21 protein-coding genes are annotated in these 17,711 nt (G+C 67.7%); 4 read left to right on the plus strand and 17 right to left on the minus strand.

Going from position 1 to position 17,711, the window contains the following annotated elements; all coding sequences use genetic code 11:
• Positions 1 to 5: 5 nt before the first annotated feature.
• On the minus strand, positions 6 to 1,223 hold the full coding sequence (locus tag VIR62_RS10560; RefSeq protein ID WP_431871099.1) for a glycerate kinase type-2 family protein: 1,218 nt from the start codon (positions 1,221 to 1,223) through the stop codon (positions 6 to 8).
• 112 nt (positions 1,224 to 1,335) lie between these two features.
• Between VIR62_RS10560 and VIR62_RS10565 the strand changes: the two genes are divergently transcribed.
• Complete coding sequence (locus VIR62_RS10565; RefSeq protein ID WP_431871100.1) at positions 1,336 to 2,025, plus strand: TIGR02117 family protein; 690 nt, start codon at positions 1,336 to 1,338, stop codon at positions 2,023 to 2,025.
• On the opposite strand, the gene VIR62_RS10570 is transcribed toward VIR62_RS10565, so the two are convergent.
• Genes VIR62_RS10570 through VIR62_RS10580 form a run of 3 tightly spaced genes read right to left on the minus strand, consistent with a single transcriptional unit; the run spans position 2,022 to position 4,682 of the window.
• Positions 2,022 to 2,714, minus strand: a complete 693-nt coding sequence (locus VIR62_RS10570; RefSeq protein ID WP_431871102.1) for a DUF4331 family protein — start codon at positions 2,712 to 2,714, stop codon at positions 2,022 to 2,024. The genes VIR62_RS10565 and VIR62_RS10570 overlap by 4 nt on opposite strands.
• Positions 2,711 to 3,397, minus strand: coding sequence for a DUF4331 family protein (locus VIR62_RS10575; RefSeq protein ID WP_431871103.1), 687 nt, complete (start codon positions 3,395 to 3,397; stop codon positions 2,711 to 2,713). Before VIR62_RS10575 ends, VIR62_RS10570 begins: the two co-directional genes overlap by 4 nt.
• A gap of 19 nt (positions 3,398 to 3,416) precedes the next feature.
• The gene (locus tag VIR62_RS10580; RefSeq protein WP_431871105.1) at positions 3,417 to 4,682 is read right to left on the minus strand and encodes a tetratricopeptide repeat protein; all 1,266 of its coding nucleotides are present in this window, start codon (positions 4,680 to 4,682) and stop codon (positions 3,417 to 3,419) included.
• A 92-nt stretch (positions 4,683 to 4,774) separates the two neighbouring features.
• Between VIR62_RS10580 and VIR62_RS10585 the strand changes: the two genes are divergently transcribed.
• The gene (locus VIR62_RS10585) at positions 4,775 to 5,929 is read left to right on the plus strand and encodes an aminotransferase (RefSeq protein ID WP_431871106.1); all 1,155 of its coding nucleotides are present in this window, start codon (positions 4,775 to 4,777) and stop codon (positions 5,927 to 5,929) included.
• 41 nt (positions 5,930 to 5,970) lie between these two features.
• Here the strand turns inward: VIR62_RS10585 and VIR62_RS10590 are convergent, their stop codons facing one another.
• From VIR62_RS10590 to flgB, 13 genes are all read right to left on the minus strand, one after another.
• Positions 5,971 to 6,897, minus strand: a complete 927-nt coding sequence (locus VIR62_RS10590; protein WP_431871108.1) for a flagellar motor protein MotB — start codon at positions 6,895 to 6,897, stop codon at positions 5,971 to 5,973.
• A 3-nt stretch (positions 6,898 to 6,900) separates the two neighbouring features.
• Positions 6,901 to 7,764, minus strand: a complete 864-nt coding sequence (gene motA, locus VIR62_RS10595) for a flagellar motor stator protein MotA (protein WP_431871110.1) — start codon at positions 7,762 to 7,764, stop codon at positions 6,901 to 6,903.
• Positions 7,765 to 7,932: 168 nt separating this feature from the next.
• On the minus strand, positions 7,933 to 8,790 hold the full coding sequence (locus VIR62_RS10600; protein ID WP_431871112.1) for a flagellin: 858 nt from the start codon (positions 8,788 to 8,790) through the stop codon (positions 7,933 to 7,935).
• Positions 8,791 to 8,803: 13 nt separating this feature from the next.
• A complete protein-coding gene (gene flgK, locus VIR62_RS10605; RefSeq protein ID WP_431871114.1) occupies positions 8,804 to 10,153 on the minus strand; it encodes a flagellar hook-associated protein FlgK in 1,350 nt (449 codons plus the stop codon).
• Positions 10,150 to 10,431 carry a rod-binding protein gene (locus VIR62_RS10610; RefSeq protein WP_431871115.1) on the minus strand — a complete coding sequence of 94 codons (282 nt, stop codon included), beginning with the start codon at positions 10,429 to 10,431 and terminating at the stop codon, positions 10,150 to 10,152. Before VIR62_RS10610 ends, flgK begins: the two co-directional genes overlap by 4 nt.
• A gap of 71 nt (positions 10,432 to 10,502) precedes the next feature.
• Positions 10,503 to 11,594, minus strand: coding sequence for a flagellar basal body P-ring protein FlgI (locus VIR62_RS10615; RefSeq protein WP_431871117.1), 1,092 nt, complete (start codon positions 11,592 to 11,594; stop codon positions 10,503 to 10,505).
• 10 nt (positions 11,595 to 11,604) lie between these two features.
• Positions 11,605 to 12,276 carry a flagellar basal body L-ring protein FlgH gene (locus VIR62_RS10620; protein WP_431871118.1) on the minus strand — a complete coding sequence of 224 codons (672 nt, stop codon included), beginning with the start codon at positions 12,274 to 12,276 and terminating at the stop codon, positions 11,605 to 11,607.
• Positions 12,257 to 13,045, minus strand: coding sequence for a flagellar basal-body rod protein FlgG (flgG, locus tag VIR62_RS10625; RefSeq protein WP_431871119.1), 789 nt, complete (start codon positions 13,043 to 13,045; stop codon positions 12,257 to 12,259). Before flgG ends, VIR62_RS10620 begins: the two co-directional genes overlap by 20 nt.
• Before the next feature lie 20 nt (positions 13,046 to 13,065).
• Positions 13,066 to 13,809, minus strand: a complete 744-nt coding sequence (locus tag VIR62_RS10630; RefSeq protein ID WP_431871121.1) for a flagellar basal body rod protein FlgF — start codon at positions 13,807 to 13,809, stop codon at positions 13,066 to 13,068.
• 14 nt (positions 13,810 to 13,823) lie between these two features.
• On the minus strand, positions 13,824 to 15,080 hold the full coding sequence (locus tag VIR62_RS10635) for a flagellar hook protein FlgE (protein ID WP_431871123.1): 1,257 nt from the start codon (positions 15,078 to 15,080) through the stop codon (positions 13,824 to 13,826).
• A gap of 29 nt (positions 15,081 to 15,109) precedes the next feature.
• A complete protein-coding gene (locus VIR62_RS10640; protein WP_431871125.1) occupies positions 15,110 to 15,772 on the minus strand; it encodes a flagellar hook assembly protein FlgD in 663 nt (220 codons plus the stop codon).
• Positions 15,769 to 16,173: a flagellar basal body rod protein FlgC gene (flgC, locus tag VIR62_RS10645; RefSeq protein WP_431871127.1), complete on the minus strand. Its 405-nt coding sequence runs from the start codon at positions 16,171 to 16,173 to the stop codon at positions 15,769 to 15,771. Before flgC ends, VIR62_RS10640 begins: the two co-directional genes overlap by 4 nt.
• Positions 16,174 to 16,176: 3 nt before the next feature.
• Positions 16,177 to 16,530, minus strand: coding sequence for a flagellar basal body rod protein FlgB (flgB, locus tag VIR62_RS10650; RefSeq protein ID WP_431871129.1), 354 nt, complete (start codon positions 16,528 to 16,530; stop codon positions 16,177 to 16,179).
• A 209-nt stretch (positions 16,531 to 16,739) separates the two neighbouring features.
• Between flgB and VIR62_RS10655 the strand changes: the two genes are divergently transcribed.
• Positions 16,740 to 17,420: a motility protein A gene (locus tag VIR62_RS10655; protein WP_431871131.1), complete on the plus strand. Its 681-nt coding sequence runs from the start codon at positions 16,740 to 16,742 to the stop codon at positions 17,418 to 17,420.
• A partial coding sequence (locus VIR62_RS10660; protein ID WP_431871133.1) for a flagellar motor protein MotB occupies positions 17,417 to 17,711 on the plus strand: 295 nt, incomplete at its 3' end. The genes VIR62_RS10655 and VIR62_RS10660, both read left to right, overlap by 4 nt.

Raw genomic sequence — 17,711 nt, forward strand, 5'->3', positions numbered from 1 at the left:
GGTCCTTAGGGATCGACGAGGATGACGCGCAAGTCGTTGACGTTGGTGCCGGTGGGGCCTGTGACGAAGGCGTCGCCCAGGACGGCGAAAAAGGGGCCGCTGTCGTTGGTGGTGAGCACGGAGGCGGGGTCCAGCTTCAGCGCCCTGGCACGGGCGAGGGTGGTGGGATCGATGAACGCTCCGGCGGCGTCGCCCATACCGTCGATGCCGTCGGTATCGGCGGCGAGGCCGGTGATGCCGGGAGCGCCGCCCAGCGCCAGGGCCACGGCGAGCGCATATTCGCGATTGGGGCCGCCCCGCCCGTGGCTGCTCACCGTCACCGTCAACTCGCCGCCCGAAATGAGGGCGGTGCGGCGATCGATCCGCTTGGCCAGCTCCGCATGTTGGGCCGCGACCAGCCGGGCTTCGCCTGTCGCATGGACGTCGATCACCTGAGGTTCCCAGCCGAGCCCTGCCGCCTCGGCCGCGGCGGCTTCGATCGCGCTCCGGCCGCCGGCGATGAGGCGGTAGTCGGCGTTCCATTCCGCCGCCTCGTCCGGCTTTACCGTTTCGCTCCAGCCCGAGCGAGGCGCGGCTATCCCGTATCGGTCGAGGATCGCGCGGGCGTCGGCGAGGGTGGTCGGGTCCGCGACCGTCGGTCCGGAGCCAATGTCTTCGGGCCGGTCGCCGACCACGTCGGAGATGGCGAGCGTAACGATCCGCGCTGGCTGGGCGGCGCGGGCGAGGCGGCCGCCCTTGATGCGGGAGAGGTGGCGGCGGACGGTGTTGATCTCCTCGATCGGCGCGCCGGAGTGGAGGAGGGCGCTCGTGAGGGCCTGCTTGTCGGCGAGCGCCAAGCCTTCACCGGGGAGACAGGCGAGGGCCGAGGCGCCGCCGCTCAGCAGGACAAGGACGAGGTCTTCGACACCCGCCTCTTCTGCGAGGGCGAGAAGGTGTCCGGCGGCGGCGACGCTGGCCTCGTCCGGCACCGGGTGGCCTGCTGTGATGCATTCGATCCGCTCCAGCGGCTCGGCGGCGCCGTGCGGAACGACGGCCAGGCCGGAGAGCGGCGCCTCCCAGTTCTCCACCACAGCGCGGGCCATGCCGCAGGCGGCCTTGCCCAACGCGAGGACGAAAGTGCGGCCTCTCGGCGGCTCGGGCAGTTGCGCCGGGACGACGCGCGAGGGATGGCAGGCCGCGAGGGCCGCGAGGAAGATGCTCTCAAGGTCCTGGCGCGCCGTCACACGCCGATGATGAGGGCAAGCGGGCGCTTGCTCAACCCTGTTCCCCGGCTTTCGCCGGGGAACAACTGGCTCTACTCTCGCGCCGATGGCGATGCGGGCGAAATGGCGACGGGTGGGACGACCGCTCCTCAAGGGGCTGGGCGCGCTGGTGCTCGTACCGCTGCTCTACTTCCTGGCGGTAGCGATCGGAGGGACGCTGACCGCCAATGCCGACTGGCGGGAGCCTGACGAAGGCGTCACCCTCTTCATCCGCACCAACGGCGTCCACACCTGGATCATGGTGCCGACGGTGACGGCTGAGATGGACTGGCGGCCGCTCGCCCCGGCCAGTCACATCAAGGAGCCGCGCCTCGCCGGCACCTACCTCGCCTTCGGCTTCGGCAACCGCGACTTTTACCTGACCACCCCAACCTGGGCGGACCTCACCTTCAAGACCGCCTTCGCCGCGGCGATAGGCGGCGGGCCGAGCCTGATTCATGTCGACCATGAGACCGATCCTGTGGAAGACGAATATACAAGGCGGATGGTCGTGACGCCGGAGCAGTATCGGCGGCTGGCGCGCTATATCCGGGAGAGCTTCCAGCTCGACGAGGCGGGCCGGTCGATGCCGCTGATCGGGCGCGGCTATGGCTGGTCCGACGTCTTCTACGAATCCCGCCGCGCCTATAATTTCGTGCGCACCTGCAACGAGTGGACCGGCGAGGCGCTGCGGACCGCGGGCATTCGCGCCGGCGTCTGGACGCCTCTGGCGCAAAGCATCATGTGGCGGCTCGAAGCCGCGCCGGCCGAATCCGCTACCTAGGCTTCCGGTTCCGCGCAGATGGCAAGACCGGCCCGGTCGAAGTCGTCTGCCAGCGCATTGGTCAGCACGGTCAGATTTCCCTGGATCTCCGGCACCCATTTGAAGGTGAAGTCCACGGCCGGATCGTCATCGTTGTAGGGAATGCGGTTTGCCCCGGAAATGAGCGCCGTTGCCAGGGCGGGCATGCCCATGCGGTCCACCCTTACATAGGCCGACGCCGGATCGGTTCGGATATCGAAATTCCGGCCCAGTCCCTGGTCGAGGGGCGGATTGCCCTGCGGAGGAGCCAGCCACGGAAATTGGGATCGGAACGGGCGATCGTTGGCGGGCGGACCGAGAGGAATGCTGTGCAGGGTAGTAATCGGATGCACGGTCAAGTCGAGGAACAGCGCCGCCAGCGTGTAGTCGATCACCGGATCGGGCAGGGCGCGGCCGTTCGGGAAGAGAGACGGCTGGGAAAAGTCGAGCTTGAGCGTGTCGGGAATGAACAGGATCGCGACGGTGACGCCGGGACGCACCATCTGCGTGAGGCAGGGCTCGACGTTGAAGGTCGCGCCGGTGGGAGGTGGTGTGGGTGTAGGCGTGGGGGTCGGTGTCGGCGCGGAGGTGAAGCTGCTCCCCTCCTGGCAGGAGGCGAGGGCGATGGCGCCGGCGAACACCAGGGCCAGCGTGGAAGGGCGCGACATCATTCGAGCTGCCCACCGAAACGGGCCGTTTCCGACCAGACGTCGATCTGCCGGTTTCCGTCCTGAATCATCGGCCTTGGAATCTGGACGACGACGCCGGTGATATTCTGGTTGGCGAAGAAGTTGCGCTGGTTATCGAACGATAGGGTCCCCGTCTGACGGGTTTCACTCAGGCCCTGGAGATCGAAGAAGAACGGGTCGTCGAACAGGCCGGCGCGGGCGAGAATGCCATCCTTTTCGAGATTGGTTTCGACCGGTCCCACCATGGTTACGCCATTAGGCAGGCCGGTGACCGAAAAGCCGGCGCTTGTCCCATCATGGCCGAAGCGGAATTCGATCGGAAATTCAGTGGTTCTGGGGTCGCCGTCGTTCGACACGTTGAGCCGATAAAGAACGTCGCGGTCGTAGGTGGCGGGAAGGCCGGTCCCCTGCGGTCCCGAGAAGGTCAGCGCCAGGACGAGATCGGTATCGGTATAAAAGAGGTAGACGTCGGCGATATCGGCGGCCGCATCGGGCAACGGATCGACTTTGGGATCCGTCAGCGTCGGAGGATCGAAATGGTCGGCCGCGTCGATCGCTCGCTGAGCGACAAGGAACAGCGCACCGAAGGCGGCGAGCGACGTTATGGCGATCGCGGCTGTACGGACGTCGAACGCCACCTGCGTTCCCCCCATGACCGATGCCATCCTAGCATCGATGTCCATATTAAGGAAGGGGCGCCTCCTCGATCCGGATCGCCACGGCGCGAGTCCGGGCGGTGCGCCACGGCGAAGCCAGGACCTGGTCGATGGCTTCGCGCGCTTCGGCCAGGCGGCCCGAGCGGAACAACGCTTCGGCGAGCAGGACTTTGGCCTCGCCATAGGAGCGGTTGGCGTGATTCCGGCGGGCAAGATCGAGAGCGCAGTCCCATTTTTCGGTGGCGAGGCAATGGTCGATGGCATGGCCGTAAGCCGCCTCCGGAAGCAGGCGGAGCCGCCGCGTCCATTCTCCGGCGGCGCGGTGGCTCCATCGCCGGGCGCCGGCGGTGTCGCCTTGCCCGCGGGCGAGGCCCGCCAGGGCGTCCATGAACTCGGGATGGCCGGTGCTGCCGACTATGTCGCGGTAGAGCCGTTCGGCGGTCTCGATGTCACCCTTCAGCGCCAGGACTTCGGCGATATGTTCCTCGATCAGCCAATGGCCGGGGAAGAGGCGATCGGCGGCGCGAAAACGGATTAGCGCCGCGTCCCAATGGCCCCGGTCGAGATCCAATATGCCGCGTTGAAGTTCGATATACGCCGCCGCCTGTGGCGTGCGGAACGGCGTACCGGCCGCGGCCCGCTCGAAATAGCGGTCGGCGAGGTCGGGACGGCCGGTCATCGAATGATAGACGGCGCGGCGAAAATCGGCGGAGCCGGGCGCGATCACGTCCGCTTCGGCATAGGCCGCCAGTGCCTCGGCATAGCGGCCGCGATAGAAAGCGATGTCGCCGCGCATGGCGATCATCTCCGCCCGCTCGATCCGTCCAGGCGGGACGGCGTAAGCATCCATGCTGTCGAGCGCACGTTCGGCGCCGGCGAGCCGGTGGAGCGTGAAATCGAGCATCGCCTGCGTTGCATGCGGACCGGTGCCGGGCCGCGCGACCGCGAATGCTCGGGCGAGGGCGGCGTCGGCGGCGGCGTAATCGTCGAACGATCCGGTGAGACGGGCCCGCGCGAGATAGCGCCGTGCGAGAACCGCGTGCATGAGCCATTCGCCGCTCCGCTCCTCGGCGCGCTGACGGGCACCGGCGAGGGAAGCATCGATTCGCGACAGGGCTTCTTCGTAGCTTTTCGGCCCCCCGACGAAGATCGGCGGAGGCGCCGGGGCGCGGGGCACGTTCGGGGCGCCGGGGCCGAATGTCCGTTCGAGGGCTAGCAGCGCCAGTGCCGCCAGCACGAAGGGGAAGAGCCATCGGATCAAGCTCGCCCGGGATATCGTTCGATCGGTCGCCATGCCGCCCCCGACTCTATCCCGGACCATAGGCCGACAAGGGAACATTCGCCAGACGGTTCCCCACGGAAGCGCCGCGATGCTAAGGGGGAGCCATGACATCGAAACTCGCCGAGCGGCGCACCAGCATTTTCGAACGTATTTCCGGCCTCGCGCGGGAACATGGCGCGGTGAACCTGGGGCAGGGCTTTCCCGATTTCGGCTGGCCCGAGGATGTCGTCGAGAAGGCGGCGGAGGCCTTGCGGACCGGGTCAAATCAATATCCGCCGATGCGCGGGCTGCCGGTGCTGCGGGAAGCGGTGGCGGAGCATTATGGGCGGCATCAGGGGCTGGCTGTGGCGCCGGACGCGGTGACCGTGACCTCGGGCGCGACCGAGGCGCTGGCGGCTTCGATCCTGGCGCTGGTGAAGCTCGGCGACGAGGTGCTGCTCTTCCAGCCGCTCTACGACGCCTATCTGCCGCTGGTGCAGCGCGCGGGCGGCGTGGCGAGGCTGGCGCGGCTGTCGCCACCGGACTGGCGGCTGACGGCGGAGGTGATCGACGAAGGCTTCACCGAGCGGACGCGGGCGGTGGTCTTCAACAATCCGCACAATCCGACGGCGCGGGCGTTCGATGCGGAGGAGCTGGGCCTGCTCGCCGAGGCCTGCGTTCGCCGCGACGTCGTCGCGATCAGCGACGAAGTCTGGGAGCATGTGCTGTTCGACGGCCGCCGGCACATCCCGCTGTCGTCGCTGCCGGGCATGGCGGAGCGCACGGTGAAGATCGGCTCGGCGGGCAAGATATTCTCGCTCACGGGCTGGAAGGTCGGCTGGACGATCGCGCCGCCGCCGCTGTCGGAGGCGATCGCCGACGCCCATCAGTTCCTCACCTTCACCACCGCGCCCAACCTCCAGGCCGCGGTCGCCTACGGCCTCGGCAAGGAAGACGCCTATTTTGAAGCCATGCGCACCGACTTCGCCCGTTCGCGCGACCATCTGGCGGGGGGCCTCGCGGACGCGGGCTTCGCCGTGCTCCCGGCCGAGGGCACCTACTTCCTCTCCATCGACCTCGCCGCCTCAGGCATCCCCCTAGATGACGTCACCTTCTGCGAACGCGCCGTCCGCGAAGCCGGCGTCGCCGCCATCCCCGTCTCCGCCCTCTATGCCGAAGAGCCGGCCCGCAACGTCATCCGCCTCTGCTTCGCCAAGCGCGCGGAGACGCTGGAGGCTGGTATCGAACGGTTGAGAAATGCGCGGCGGTTGTTCGTGTAAAGAGGCCGGACCGAAGGTCCACTTGCCACCCATTTTGAAACTTAAGGCCTCTTAGAGGAAGTAACGCCTTGCTGAGTTCCAGGTGAGCTCGGCCCCGCTCCATCCCGCCACGCCAGCGTGATCGATATCCGCCTGTTCCTCGGATCGTAGCGGTCCGCCGGCACATAGGGTTCCCTATCCGCCACGCCTTCGATGCGGGCGAAGCGTTCCGGGGCGACGCCGGCGGCGCCGAGCTGGGCGCGGGTGGCTTCGGCCCGGGCCGTCGACAGCATCCAGTTGTTCATCACGCGGCCGGCGGCATAGGGCAGGGAATCAGTATGGCCGCGGACCATGATCTCGTTGGGGACGCCCTCGATAACCTCGGCGACCGTGCCGATCAGGCGCGCGGCGGCCGGGAGTAGCCGGTCGGTGCCCAAGGCGAACATCGAGAAATCGGCTTCCTCGACGAGGTCGATGCGCAGCCCCTCCTTGGTCTCGGTGAAGCGGACATGGGGCTTCAGGTTGCGAAGCTCGGGCGTGCGTTCCATCCGATCCTCGAGCGTCTTCTTGAGCTGCTCGAAGCGGCGCCGGTCCTCGGAGCGGCTGGCGGCGCTCTGCTGAGTGCCGCCGACGGTCGATTCCGGGATGACGATGGCCTTGGTGCCGGTCTGGGTCGGCTTGTGGGGATAATTCTCCGCCGCGATGATGGACGCGCCTCCGAGGAGGCCGTTCGACCCGGCGCTGTTGTCCCTGAGCTCGACCAGGGTCGGCGTGAAATAGTCGGCGAGGCCCTTGCGCTTGGCCTCGTCGGTCGCGCCCAGGATCCAGAGCAGCAGGAAAAAGGCCATCATCGCCGTCACGAAATCGGCATAGGCGACCTTCCAGGCGCCGCCGTGATGACCGCCATGGCCTTCCTCGACGATCTTCTTGACGATGATCGGGCGCGGCTCGGGCTCGTTCTTGCCGCGTTTGTTCGCAGCCGTCGCCATCGCTCAGCGGCCCCGCATGCCGTCGAACACGTCGGCGAAGGCCGGCTGGTTGGTGTGAGTGATGCTGGAACGCGCGGCCTCGATCACCAGCGGCAGCGGGTGGCCGTGGAGCGAGGCGACGATGATCTGCTTCACCACATGATAGATGGCGGCGTCGCTCTCGATCACCTGGCGGGCGCGGCTCGCGAATGGGCCGACGATGCCATAGGACAGTAGCACGCCGAGGAACGTGCCGACCAGCGCCGAGCCGATCATGGCGCCGAGGATGGCGGGCGGCTGGTCGATCGAGCCCATGGTCTTCACCACGCCCAGCACGGCCGCGACGATGCCGAGCGCGGGGAGGGCGTCGGCGAGGGTCTGCAGGGTGTCGGCGGGACGGATGGAATCGTGGTGATGGGTCTTGAGGCTGTTGTCCATCACCTCCTCGACCGCGTGCGGATCGAGGGTCCCTGAAGAGACGACCACCAGCCGCAAGGTGTCCGCGATGAGGTGGATCAGCGTGTCGTCCTTCAGGAGCTTGGGATATTCGGCAAAGATGGAGCTCGTCTTCGGGTCCTCGATATGCGGCTCGACGGCGACGGGGCCGTCGGTGCGCAGCATCTTCATCAGCTTGGAGACGAGGAAGATGGTGTCGAGGAAATCCTGCTTGTTGTAGCGGGGGCCCTTGAAGATCTTGGCGATGCCGCCGCCGAGCTGCTTCAGCTCCTTCATGGAATTGCCGGCGATGATGGCGCCGGTGGCGGCGCCGCCGATGATCAGCATCTCGTGCGGCAAGGCGTGCATGACGGCGCCGAGGTCTCCCCCGGTGATGAGGAAGCCCCCGAACACCATGACGAGAACGACGATCACGCCGATCGCTGGAAACATAACTCAATCCCCGCCTTGCACGCTGGAACGATAAGAGACTCGCGTTCCGATGTGATTAACGGCGGCGGCGAGGAGTCTTTATGGTGAACGGAAAATTAGGGAAGCTGGAAGCGATCCCCTGTTCCCCGGCTTTCGCCGGGGAACGGAATGGCCTGCGTGGATCGCGCCCTAGCGCAGCAGGTCGAACAACGTATTCTGGTTGACGCGGGCGAAGACGGCCTGGGCGGCCTCCAGCGACAGCTTCTTGGCCTCGAGACTGGCGATGACCTTGACGAGATCGGCCCCCTCTATGTCGGTGCGGACCTCGTTGAGCTGAAGCTCGGATTCGGTGAGCCGCTCCTTGATGTTGTCGACGCGGGCGCCGCGGACGCCCTGTTCGCCGCGCTCGGCGGTGATGTGCGCGGTGCCGGCATTGACCGCCTCGAGCGAGGCCCTCATCGCCGCTTCCCGAAGGCCAGGATCGGGCTCGGTCACCGCGGCGGCGGCGTTGGCGACGATAGCCACGAGGTCCATCGGCCCGCCGGGCGTGTCGATACCTTCGAAAATATCCGCCCGGCTCGCCACGGGCGCGACCCGCAGACCAGCATTGACGGGAATTTCAAGGGCGTCGCCTGGACTGAACAGCAGGGCTCCGCGCGAATCGCGGGTGTCGATCAGGGTCGCTATGTCCTCCGCGATGCCGGCCAGCTCGGCCGCGATCGTGGCGCGGTTCTGGTCCGACATCGTGTCCGACGAGGCGGCGACCATCAGCTCCTTGGCGCGGACCATCACGGCCTCGACCGACGCCAGGGTCGTGTCGGCGCGCGACGCCAGCGCCGCGGCGGTCTCGACATTGCGCCGCCAGGCCTCCTCGTTCGCCTGGGTGCGGTCGATCTCCGCGACGCGGGCCGCGCCGATCGGGTCATCGGACGGGTTGAGTATCCGCTTCTGCGTCGAAATCTCCATCTGCGCGCGGGCGATCTCGCGGGCAAGGTCGGACTGGCGGTTGATTTCGGCGGTAAGGCGGTAGCGGGTGCCGCTGATCATGGGATTGGGTTCCTTACAGGATGTCGAAGATGGCCTGCATCGTCTCGCGGGCGATCTGGATGATCTTGGCCGCACCGTTATAGGCCTGCTGGAAGCGAAGCAGCTCGGCCGCTTCATGGTCGAGGTCGATGCCGGTGATCTCGTCGCGGGAAGCGAAGCTGTTGTCGCGGCGGGTCGACGCGGCGGCGGTTTCCGAACGGGCGGCGGCGAGCGCCTGTGACTGGGCCGCGACCAGTGCCGCCCAGCGGGATTCGGCACCGCCCTCGGCGCGCAGGGCGTTGAGGGCGAGCAGGTTGCCGTTGGGCGTACCGTCGGCCGACGCGGCGGCGATGTCCGCCGGGTCGGAGGTGAGGACGCGGAGCGACAGCGCGCCCGTCGTGATCACCAGCAGGTCGGTGCCGGGATTGCCGTTCTCGTCGATGCCCTGGGCGGACCAGGCGTTGAGGTCCGCCGCGAAATCGGCCGCGATGCCGTCGAGCTCGCGGCGCTTGTCCGCGGTGGACGAGGCGACGTCGACGAGGGCGGAGAGGCTGCCTCCCGTCGCGGGCAGGGGCACGGTCGTGCCGTTGGCCCGAAGCTCCAGCGAAAGGCGTCCGTCGGCAGCGGGGGTCAGCGTGACCAGCGCGCGGCTGACCGGATCGATGAGGGCGACGCCGGTCGCGCGGGCGAGGGTGAGGGCCGCCGTGCCGTCGTCGGCGATGGCCGCGGTGACGTCGATCCGTTCGGCGATCGCGTCGATCAGCCGGTCGCGCTCGTCCTCGATCGCGGCCTTGGCGGTGCCGCCGGTCGAGGCCTGGCGGAGCGCGGTGTTGACCTTGGTCAGCGCCTCCAGGTCGTCGTTGAGCGCCTCGACGTCGAGATAGGCCGACTTGGTGATGCCTTCGGAGACGCGGGCGAGCGATTCCGCGGTGGTGCGGATGGCGCCCGCCGCCTGCTCCAGCGCCATCAGCATGGCCGAGCGGCCGAGCCGTTCGTCCGGCGTCGCTGCCAGCGATACGGCTTCGTTGAAGAAGCCGCCGAGAAGCGATCCGACCCCGCTCGGACCGTCGGCCAGCGAGGTTTCGACTGCGGTCAGCCACCGCTCGCGCGTTTCGGCGCGGCTGGCGGCGGCGGCGGAATAGCGGGCGTCGGCGGCGCGGAACGCGTCCCAGGCACGCTCGACGCTGTTCGCCTCGACACCGGAAAAGAGCAATGCCTCGCGGTAGATCGGGCTTTCCGAGCCGGCGTTGGTTGATTGGGTGAGTCTGACCTGGCGGCGGGCATAGCCCGGCGTCTCGGCGTTGGCGACATTCTCGCCGATAGCGGCAAGGGCGCTCCGGTAAGCCGAAACGCCCGACGATCCGATGGTGAGGAGATCGCTCATTTTTTACCCTCCGTGCCGCCGAACTGGGCGAGCAGCATCTCGGCGATGCCGAACGAACCGGTCTTGGCCATGGACTCGGCGAGCTTTGCGTCCTGCATGTCGCGGAACTGCTCGGTCGCCCGGCTGCCGAAGACATCCTCGGCGAGGCCCGCCTGCCGCATCGACCCGATCATCTGGCGCATGAAGATGGCCTCGAAGGCCTCGGCGGCCTTCTTCAGCTCCTCGCGCTTGGCGGTCGTTCCAGTCTCGTTCGTCCCGAGCGAAGTCGAGGGGCGCATGTTATCAGTCTGTGCCAGCGCCCCTCGACTGTGCTCGGGACGAACGGACGTGGGTGAAGAGTTGTTTATCATCACAATATCACCAGTTCGGCCTTGAGCGCGCCGGCCTGCTTCAGTGCCTCGAGGATAGCGACGAGGTCGGACGGGGCGGCGCCCAGGGCGTTTACGGCCTTGACGATCTCCGACAGCGAAGCGCCGGCGAATTCGTACATCGGCGCCACCTGCTCGATCACTTCGATATTGCTGTCCTCCTCGACGGCGGTGCGGCCGCGCGAGAAGGGTTCGGGCTGGACGACCAGCGGATTTTCCTCGACCGAAACGGTGAGCTTGCCGTGGCTGACGGCGGCCGGGCTGATGCGGACGGCGCCGTTGATGACGACGGTGCCGGTGCGCGCGTTGACGACCACGCGCGCGGCCGCCTCGGCGGGATCGACAAGGAGATTCTCGATCCGGCTCATCAGAGCGGAGCGCGTCTCGGCGCCCACGGGGGCGGCGATGCTGATGGTGACGGCATCGGTCGCGCTGGCGATCTGGCCGAGGTCGCCGTTGATCGCGTCGGCGACGCGCTGGGCGGTGGTGAGATCGGCCTCGGCGAGATTGAAGCGAAGCTCGGGCGAGTTGGCGAAGCCCGCGTCGACCGCGCGTTCGACCGTCGCGCCGTTCGGGATGCGGCCGGCCGACGGGATATTGACGGAAACCTTGGAACCGTCCGCGGCGTCGACCCCGAGGCCGCCCACGACGAGGCTGCCCTGGGCCATGGCGTAGATTTCGCCGTCGGCGCCCCGGAGCGGCGCCATGACGAGCGTGCCGCCGCGTAGCGACTTGGCCTTGCCCAGCGCCGAGACGGTGATGTCGATCGTCTGGCCCGGCTTGGCGAAGGCGGGAAGTTCGGCGGTGATCATGACCGCCGCGGCGTTCTTCAGCGCCGGGTTGACCCCGGGCGGAAGCGTGAGGCCGAAGCGCGAGGCGACACCCTTCATGGCGAGCGTCGCATAATCGAGGCTGTCGTCGCCCGTGCCCGCCAGGCCGACGACGATGCCGTAGCCAGTGAGCTGGTTCGCGCGCAGTCCCTGGAAGGTGCCTAGATCCTTCACACGCGCCGCCTGGGCGGGCACGGCGAAGAGCATGAGGGCGGCGAGGGCGGTGGCCAGGTGCTTGAGCATGCTCATCGTCCTAGAAGGGGCTGAGAGCGGTAAAGAAACGCTGAAGCCAGCCTTGGCGGCTGGCGACGGCGATCTCGCCCTTGCCGGAGTAGCTGATGCGGGCGTCGGCGACGCGGGTCGAGGGCACGCGATTGTCGGGACCGATGTCTGCGGAGCGGACCAGACCGGAGATCTGGATAAATTCGTCGCCGCGGTTGATGTTGACAAGCTTCTGGCCCTTCACCAGCATCGTGCCGTTGGGGTAGACCTCGGCAACCGTCACGCTGATTTCGCCGTTCAGGCGGTTGGACTGCGCGGCTTCGCCTTCGCCGTTGAACGCCAGGTCGCCGCTCGTGGCGATCTCTGTCGGATCGAACAAGGAGAGGGGGCCGGTCGAGGGCGGCGTGATGCCGAACTCGCCCGAACGGTCGGTGCTGGCGCTGTTCGACTTGCTGGCCACGGTCCGCTCGACCAGCGCGATGGTGAGGATGTCGCCGACCGAGGCGGCACGGGCGCCGCTGGTGAGCGGCGCATAGCCGTGCGACGCCTGGAAGATCGCGCCGTTCGAATAGGGCACCGGCTGAGGCGGCGGAGCGTAGCTCGCCGCGAATTCGGGCGACAGGCCGCCATGCCCTCCGCCGATGCAGGCGGAAAGCGCGAGGAGCGGCGCGAGGCCGGCGATCTTAAAGCTGCTGGTTGGCATTGCGGAGCATCTCGTCGGTGGCGGCGATCATCTTGGAGTTAACCTCGTAGGCGCGCTGGGTTTCGATCATATCTACCAGCTCCTGCACCACATTGACGTTCGAACCCTCCAGCATCCCCTGGCGGATCGAGCCGCGGCCATCGAGCGCGGCGGGGCCGACCTGCGGCGCGCCGCTGGCGGCGGTCTCGATCAGGATGTTACCGCCCTTGGCGGAGAGGCCGGCGGGGTTGATGAAGCGGGCGAGCTCGATCTGGCCCAGTTCTGTCGGCTCGGTCTGGCCGGCGAGCTGGGCGGAGACGGTGCCGTCGGCGCCAATGGTGATCGACTGGGCGCCTTCCGGCACCTGGATCGCGGGCTGCAACGGCATGCCGTCAGAGGTCACGATCTGGCCCTCGGCCGACAGGTTGAAGCTGCCGGCGCGGGTGTAGCCGATCGTGCCGTCGGGCAAGGTCACCTGGAAGAAGCCGTCACCCTCGATGGCGAGGTCGAGCGGATTGTCGGTGGTGGCGAGCGCGCCCTGGCTGTTGACGCGGGCGGTGCCGGTCATCTCGACGCCGGAGCCCAGCGACAGGCCGGTCGCATAGCGGTTCTCGGCCGAGGCTGGAGCGCCGGGCGCGGTCATGATCTGATAGGCGAGCGTCTCGAAGTTCGCGCGGTCGCGCTTGAACCCCGTCGTGTTCACGTTCGCCAGATTGTTGGCGATGACGCGCATCCGGGCCGACTGGGCGTCGAGGCCGGTGCGGGCGACATGGAGGGCGGCATTTGTCATCTTGGACTCCTAAGCAATGATCAGCTGGGCAGGCGCATGAGGTCGGCGGTGGCGCTGTCGAGCTCGCGCGTGGTGGTGATGAGCTTCAATTGCTGGTCCCAGGCGCGGCTCGCTTCGATCATATCGACGAGCGCCTTGGTCGGATTGACATTGGAACCTTCGAGGCTGCCGGAATTGACGCGGGCCAGCGGATCGGATGGCAATGCGCCGCCGCCGACAACGCGGAACAGGCCGTCGAGGCCCTTGGCGACATTGGAGCCGACGGGCGAAGCGAGCTTCAGCCGCCCGACCTGCTGCGGCAGGTTGGGATCGCCGCCGGTCGGCACGATCCAGATCGAGCCGTCCTTGTCGATCTTGACGGAATCGGCGGGCGGCAAGGTGACCGGACCCTGCTCGCCCAGCACGGGGTTGCCCGCGCCGGTGGTGAGAAGGCCGGTGTCGGACAGCTGCAGGTCGCCGCGCCGTGTATAGGCTTCCTCGCCATTGTCCGCCTGGACAGCGAGCAGGGCGTCGCCCTCCATCGCGATGTCGAGGGCGCGGCCGGTCTCGCTCACAGTGCCTTCGCTCATGTCCGCGGCCAGCACCTCTTCCGAGGCGAGGGCGCGGGCGTCGAAACCCTGACCCTCGATCCACAGCGGGCGCTGGTTCGCGATCTCGGCGCGAAAGCCGACCGTGTTCGCGTTGGCGAGGTTGTTCGCCGTCGACGCCTGGCGGGCCATGGCGCCGCGCAGGGCCGACAGCGAAGTGTAGACGAGCCTGTCCATGATCTAGCTACCCATCAGCTCCGGAGGTTCATGATCGCCTGGGTCATCTGATTGCCCGTCTCGATGGCCTTGGCGTTGGCCTGGAAGTTGCGCTGCGCGGAAATGAGCGCGACCAGCTCCTCGGTGATATCGACATTGGCGCGTTCCAGAGCGCCGGCCTGGATGCGGCCGATGCCGTCCTCGCCGGCACCGCCGACCGTGGGATCGCCGCTCTGGCCGGTGACCGACCAGCGGGCATCGCCAAGCTGCTTGAGGCCCTCGGGATTGGTAAAGTTGGCCATGGCGAGCTTGCCGACGGCACTGGTCTCGCCGTTCGAGAAGGTCGCCGTGACGAGGCCTTCGTCGTTGATCGTGACGTCGCTCAGGGTGCCGGCCGCGAAGCCGTCCTGGTTGAGCGTGCGCTGGGTGAAGGGTCCTGCCGCCTGGTCGGTGGCGCCGAGGTCGAGCGTCAGGTTCAACGGCGCCGAGGCGCCGGCCGGATAGACCGGGTCGAAGGTGACCGGGCCGGCGGGCGCGGTGCGGTTGCCGGCGGCGTCGAACTGCATCGCGACCGGGCCGGGCGTCGCTTCCTCGGCGCCGACGAACAGGCGGGCTTCCCAGGTACTGGGCGTCGCGTCGCCGGTGCGCGTGTAATAGACGGTCGCCGAGATCGGGTTGCCGGCGCTGTCATAGACGGTCGTTTGGGTCGAATGATTGTAACTGTTCGGATCCAGACGATCGAAGGTGTAGGGGTTGGCGGCCGTGTAGACGGGACGATCGGCGGGAAGGTCCGCGTTCGCCGGCAGCGAGACGGTGAGGTCGATAAGGGTCGTCGCGTTCGGCACACCCGACGTCTGCGGAATCTGGATGTTGGTCGCGGCGGATAGGCCCGTCGCGGTGACGTTGCCATCCGCATCGACCGGTAGGCCCTGGACGTAGCCGCCGTTGGAATCGACCAGGAAGCCGTCGGCGTCGGTCTTGAACTTGCCGTTGCGCGTGAAGGCGGTGTTGCCGCCGGTCAGCTCGTCGCGGGTGATGAAGAAGCCCGAGCCGGCGATGGCGAGGTCGAGCTCGCGCGAGGTCGCCTCGAAGCCGCCCTGGTTGAACTGCTGCTCGATATTCTTGAGGCGCGTGCCGTTGCCCGGCGTTGTGCGCGACGACGAGATGATGTCGCCGAATTCTGTCCGGCTCTTCTTGAAGCCGTAGGAGCCGACATTGGCGATATTGTTGGCGACGGTGCCAAGCTCCGTCTGGGCGCCCTTGAGGCCGGAAAGCGAGGTGTAGAAGGACATTGGGGTAGCTCCCTCAGAAAGTGAATGCGTTAGGCGAGACGGATGGCTTCTTCGGGCGCGAGCGCCCCAAGGGCGGTGAGAAGCTGGGTGGCGCCGCCATTGGCCGGCGACTGGATGCCGGTGACGGTGGCCCAGGTGGCGAGGACAGGCGTCGCCGCCTCGCCCTTGACCGTGGCGTTGACGACGATTTTGAGCGGGCCGGTGGCGGCGGCCTCGCCGGCGGCGTCCTTGCCGTTCCAGGCGAAGGGCACCGTGCCGGCGCTCTGCGCGCCAAGCTGTTCGGAATGGACGACCGCGCCGGTCGCGTCGACATAGGAGATGATGACGTCGTCGGCGCCTTCGGGCAGCGCGATCTCGCCCGCATAGCCGCCGTCCTTGCCGGGAACGGCGACGTCGGAGGCGACGAGGACGGACCGGCCTATCCAGCTGGCGGCGTCATTCAGACGGCCGGGCGAGGCCATGTTTTCGACCAGCGCCTTCAGGCTCGCGTTCATCTCGGCGATGCCGGCGACCTGGCTGAACTGCGCCATCTGGGCGACCATTTGGGTGTTGTCCATCGGGTTGAACGGGTCCTGGGTGGTGAGCTGCTTGGTCATCAGCCGCAGGAAGTCGTTCTGGTCCATCGAGCCGACCGGCTTGGACGTCGTGGGCACGCCCATCAGCGTGACCGTATTGTCGGTGATCGTTGTCATTGGCCGAGCCTCAAGGTGTCGAGGGTAAGGGTCTTGGCGGTCTGGAGGACCTGCACATTGTTCTGATACTGGCGGGCGGTCTCGACCATCTCGACCAGCTCGGCGGCGGTATCGACGCCGGCGGCCCAGACATTGCCGTTCTCGTCGGCCAGCGGATGATCGGGCGCGTGGCGCATCTCGGGGTCCTTGCCGGCCTCGACAACGCGGTCGACGGCGACGGTGGCGACGCCCTCGCTATTGGTGACGGTGCGGAACACCGGCTTCAAGGCACGGAAGGCATCTTCCTTGCTGCCCGAGACGGAGCCGGCATTGGCGAGGTTCGAGGCCGTAGTGTTGAGGCGCACCAGCTGGGCGGACATGGCCCGGCCGGCGATGTCGAAGACCGAGAAGGGCTTTTCCATCTCTTATTCTCCCTTCAGCGCGCGCTTGAGGGTGTTGATGCGACCTTCCAGGAAGGAGAGAGTCGTGCGGTACTGGACCGCATTTTCCGCGAAGAGGGTCTGTTCGGTGGAAAGCTCCACCGTGTTGCCGTCGAGCGAGGGCGTGACGGGCACGCGATAGGCGATGGCGGCGTCGACCGCGTCCTTGGCCGTGCGGCCGTTGGTCGCCAGTTCGAGCGCCTTGCCGAAATCTATGTCGCGCGCCTTGTAATTGGGCGTCGCGGCATTGGCGATGTTGGACGCCAGCATCTCCAGGCGCTGCGAGCGCAGCGCCAGCGCGGCTCCATGGATGCCGAAGATGCCGTTGCCGTCGGCCATTTCTTGCTACCCCCTAAAGTCCTTCCTCGACCTGTCGTTATCCTGACGGACAGGCCTGTCGGGCCGACTTGCTGCAATGGCCGTGCCAATTCGGCGCGGCTATGCAAAAGGCCGTGCTTTTCATGGGCCTGGGCCGAGCGGCGGCAAATCCTTGCCGGCGGGCGGCAAAATCTTGCCGTTCGAGACGGCGAGGTGGGGAGAGTAGGTTTATGCTCGAGCTGGCCGCGCGCCTGCTGGATCCGACGGCGCTGGCGCTGGTCCTGGGAGGGACGGTGGCGACGGCGGCGATGCGCGGCACCAAGCAGGAAGTGGCCCGCGCCGTGGCGGCTCTCAAGCCTCTCTTCCGGGCGCGGCCGGCCGCCGAGGCCCTGACCGCGCAGCGCGCCGTCCGCGCGATCGAGAGGATCGTCGAATTCAAGGGCATCGCCTGCGCCGACCATGTGAAGACCAACAGCACCTTCATGCGCCGCGCCGCCATCCATCTCGCCGACGCGCCCACGGCGGACTGGTTCGCCGCCTGGGCGAAGAAGGAACTGGAGGAGCGGGCCGCACGGCACGAAAGCGCCGTCTCCTTCTGGCGTGCCGCGTCCGACAGCGCCCCCGCCATGGGCATGATCGGCACGGTCGTCGGCCTCGTCGGCATGTTCATCGCGATGGACGATCCGGCGACGATCGGCCCGGCCATGGCACTGGCGCTTCTCACGACCCTCTATGGGCTGTTCGTCTCCGCCGTCATCGCGACGCCGATCGCGGGGCGGCTGGAGCGGCTGTCGATCGCCGAGCGGCGCTGGCAGGTGGCCGCGCTCGCCCGCCTCGAAGCGCTCGCCCGGGAGGAGGCGCCCGCCACCACTAGTGGGTGGCTGCTACGCCGCGCGCGAGCGGCCGGATGACGCCAACACCGGTTTCGCGATGGGCGGTGAGCTTCGCCGACCTGGCGCTGCTGCTGCTCGGCTTCTTCGTCCTGCTTTATGCCGGGCGGGCGGACGTGCGGGACGTAGCCGAGCGCGCCCGAGCGGCTCTGGACAGCGAGGCGGCCGTCGCGGACGAGGTCTTCGACTGGGCGGGGACATCGTTGTTCGCGAGCGGCGAGGCGCGCCTTACCGACTCCGCGCGCGCGGAGCTGGTGAAGATCGGCAAGGCAGCGGCGCGGAAGGGCAGGACGGTCCGCATCGAAAGCTTCG

It is taken from the genome of Allosphingosinicella sp., assembly GCF_036570505.1.
Lineage (GTDB): Bacteria > Pseudomonadota > Alphaproteobacteria > Sphingomonadales > Sphingomonadaceae > Allosphingosinicella.

What these genes read in the sequence shown, in the direction of transcription:
- VIR62_RS10655 (WP_431871131.1), top strand. Translation starts at nt 16,740, where the DNA reads ATGCTCGAGCTGGCCGCGCGCCTGCTGGATCCGACGGCGCTGGCGCTG.
- VIR62_RS10620 (WP_431871118.1), bottom strand. Translation starts at nt 12,276, where the DNA reads ATGCCAACCAGCAGCTTTAAGATCGCCGGCCTCGCGCCGCTCCTCGCG.
- VIR62_RS10590 (WP_431871108.1), bottom strand. Translation starts at nt 6,897, where the DNA reads ATGGCGACGGCTGCGAACAAACGCGGCAAGAACGAGCCCGAGCCGCGC.
- VIR62_RS10610 (WP_431871115.1), bottom strand. Translation starts at nt 10,431, where the DNA reads ATGCGCCCCTCGACTTCGCTCGGGACGAACGAGACTGGAACGACCGCC.
- VIR62_RS10585 (WP_431871106.1), top strand. Translation starts at nt 4,775, where the DNA reads ATGACATCGAAACTCGCCGAGCGGCGCACCAGCATTTTCGAACGTATT.
- VIR62_RS10640 (WP_431871125.1), bottom strand. Translation starts at nt 15,772, where the DNA reads ATGACAACGATCACCGACAATACGGTCACGCTGATGGGCGTGCCCACG.
- VIR62_RS10600 (WP_431871112.1), bottom strand. Translation starts at nt 8,790, where the DNA reads ATGATCAGCGGCACCCGCTACCGCCTTACCGCCGAAATCAACCGCCAG.
- motA (WP_431871110.1), bottom strand. Translation starts at nt 7,764, where the DNA reads ATGTTTCCAGCGATCGGCGTGATCGTCGTTCTCGTCATGGTGTTCGGG.
- flgB (WP_431871129.1), bottom strand. Translation starts at nt 16,530, where the DNA reads ATGGCCGACGGCAACGGCATCTTCGGCATCCATGGAGCCGCGCTGGCG.
- VIR62_RS10580 (WP_431871105.1), bottom strand. Translation starts at nt 4,682, where the DNA reads ATGGCGACCGATCGAACGATATCCCGGGCGAGCTTGATCCGATGGCTC.
- VIR62_RS10630 (WP_431871121.1), bottom strand. Translation starts at nt 13,809, where the DNA reads ATGGACAGGCTCGTCTACACTTCGCTGTCGGCCCTGCGCGGCGCCATG.
- VIR62_RS10635 (WP_431871123.1), bottom strand. Translation starts at nt 15,080, where the DNA reads ATGTCCTTCTACACCTCGCTTTCCGGCCTCAAGGGCGCCCAGACGGAG.
- flgK (WP_431871114.1), bottom strand. Translation starts at nt 10,153, where the DNA reads ATGAGCGATCTCCTCACCATCGGATCGTCGGGCGTTTCGGCTTACCGG.
- flgG (WP_431871119.1), bottom strand. Translation starts at nt 13,045, where the DNA reads ATGACAAATGCCGCCCTCCATGTCGCCCGCACCGGCCTCGACGCCCAG.
- VIR62_RS10575 (WP_431871103.1), bottom strand. Translation starts at nt 3,397, where the DNA reads ATGGCATCGGTCATGGGGGGAACGCAGGTGGCGTTCGACGTCCGTACA.
- VIR62_RS10615 (WP_431871117.1), bottom strand. Translation starts at nt 11,594, where the DNA reads ATGCTCAAGCACCTGGCCACCGCCCTCGCCGCCCTCATGCTCTTCGCC.
- VIR62_RS10570 (WP_431871102.1), bottom strand. Translation starts at nt 2,714, where the DNA reads ATGATGTCGCGCCCTTCCACGCTGGCCCTGGTGTTCGCCGGCGCCATC.
- flgC (WP_431871127.1), bottom strand. Translation starts at nt 16,173, where the DNA reads ATGGAAAAGCCCTTCTCGGTCTTCGACATCGCCGGCCGGGCCATGTCC.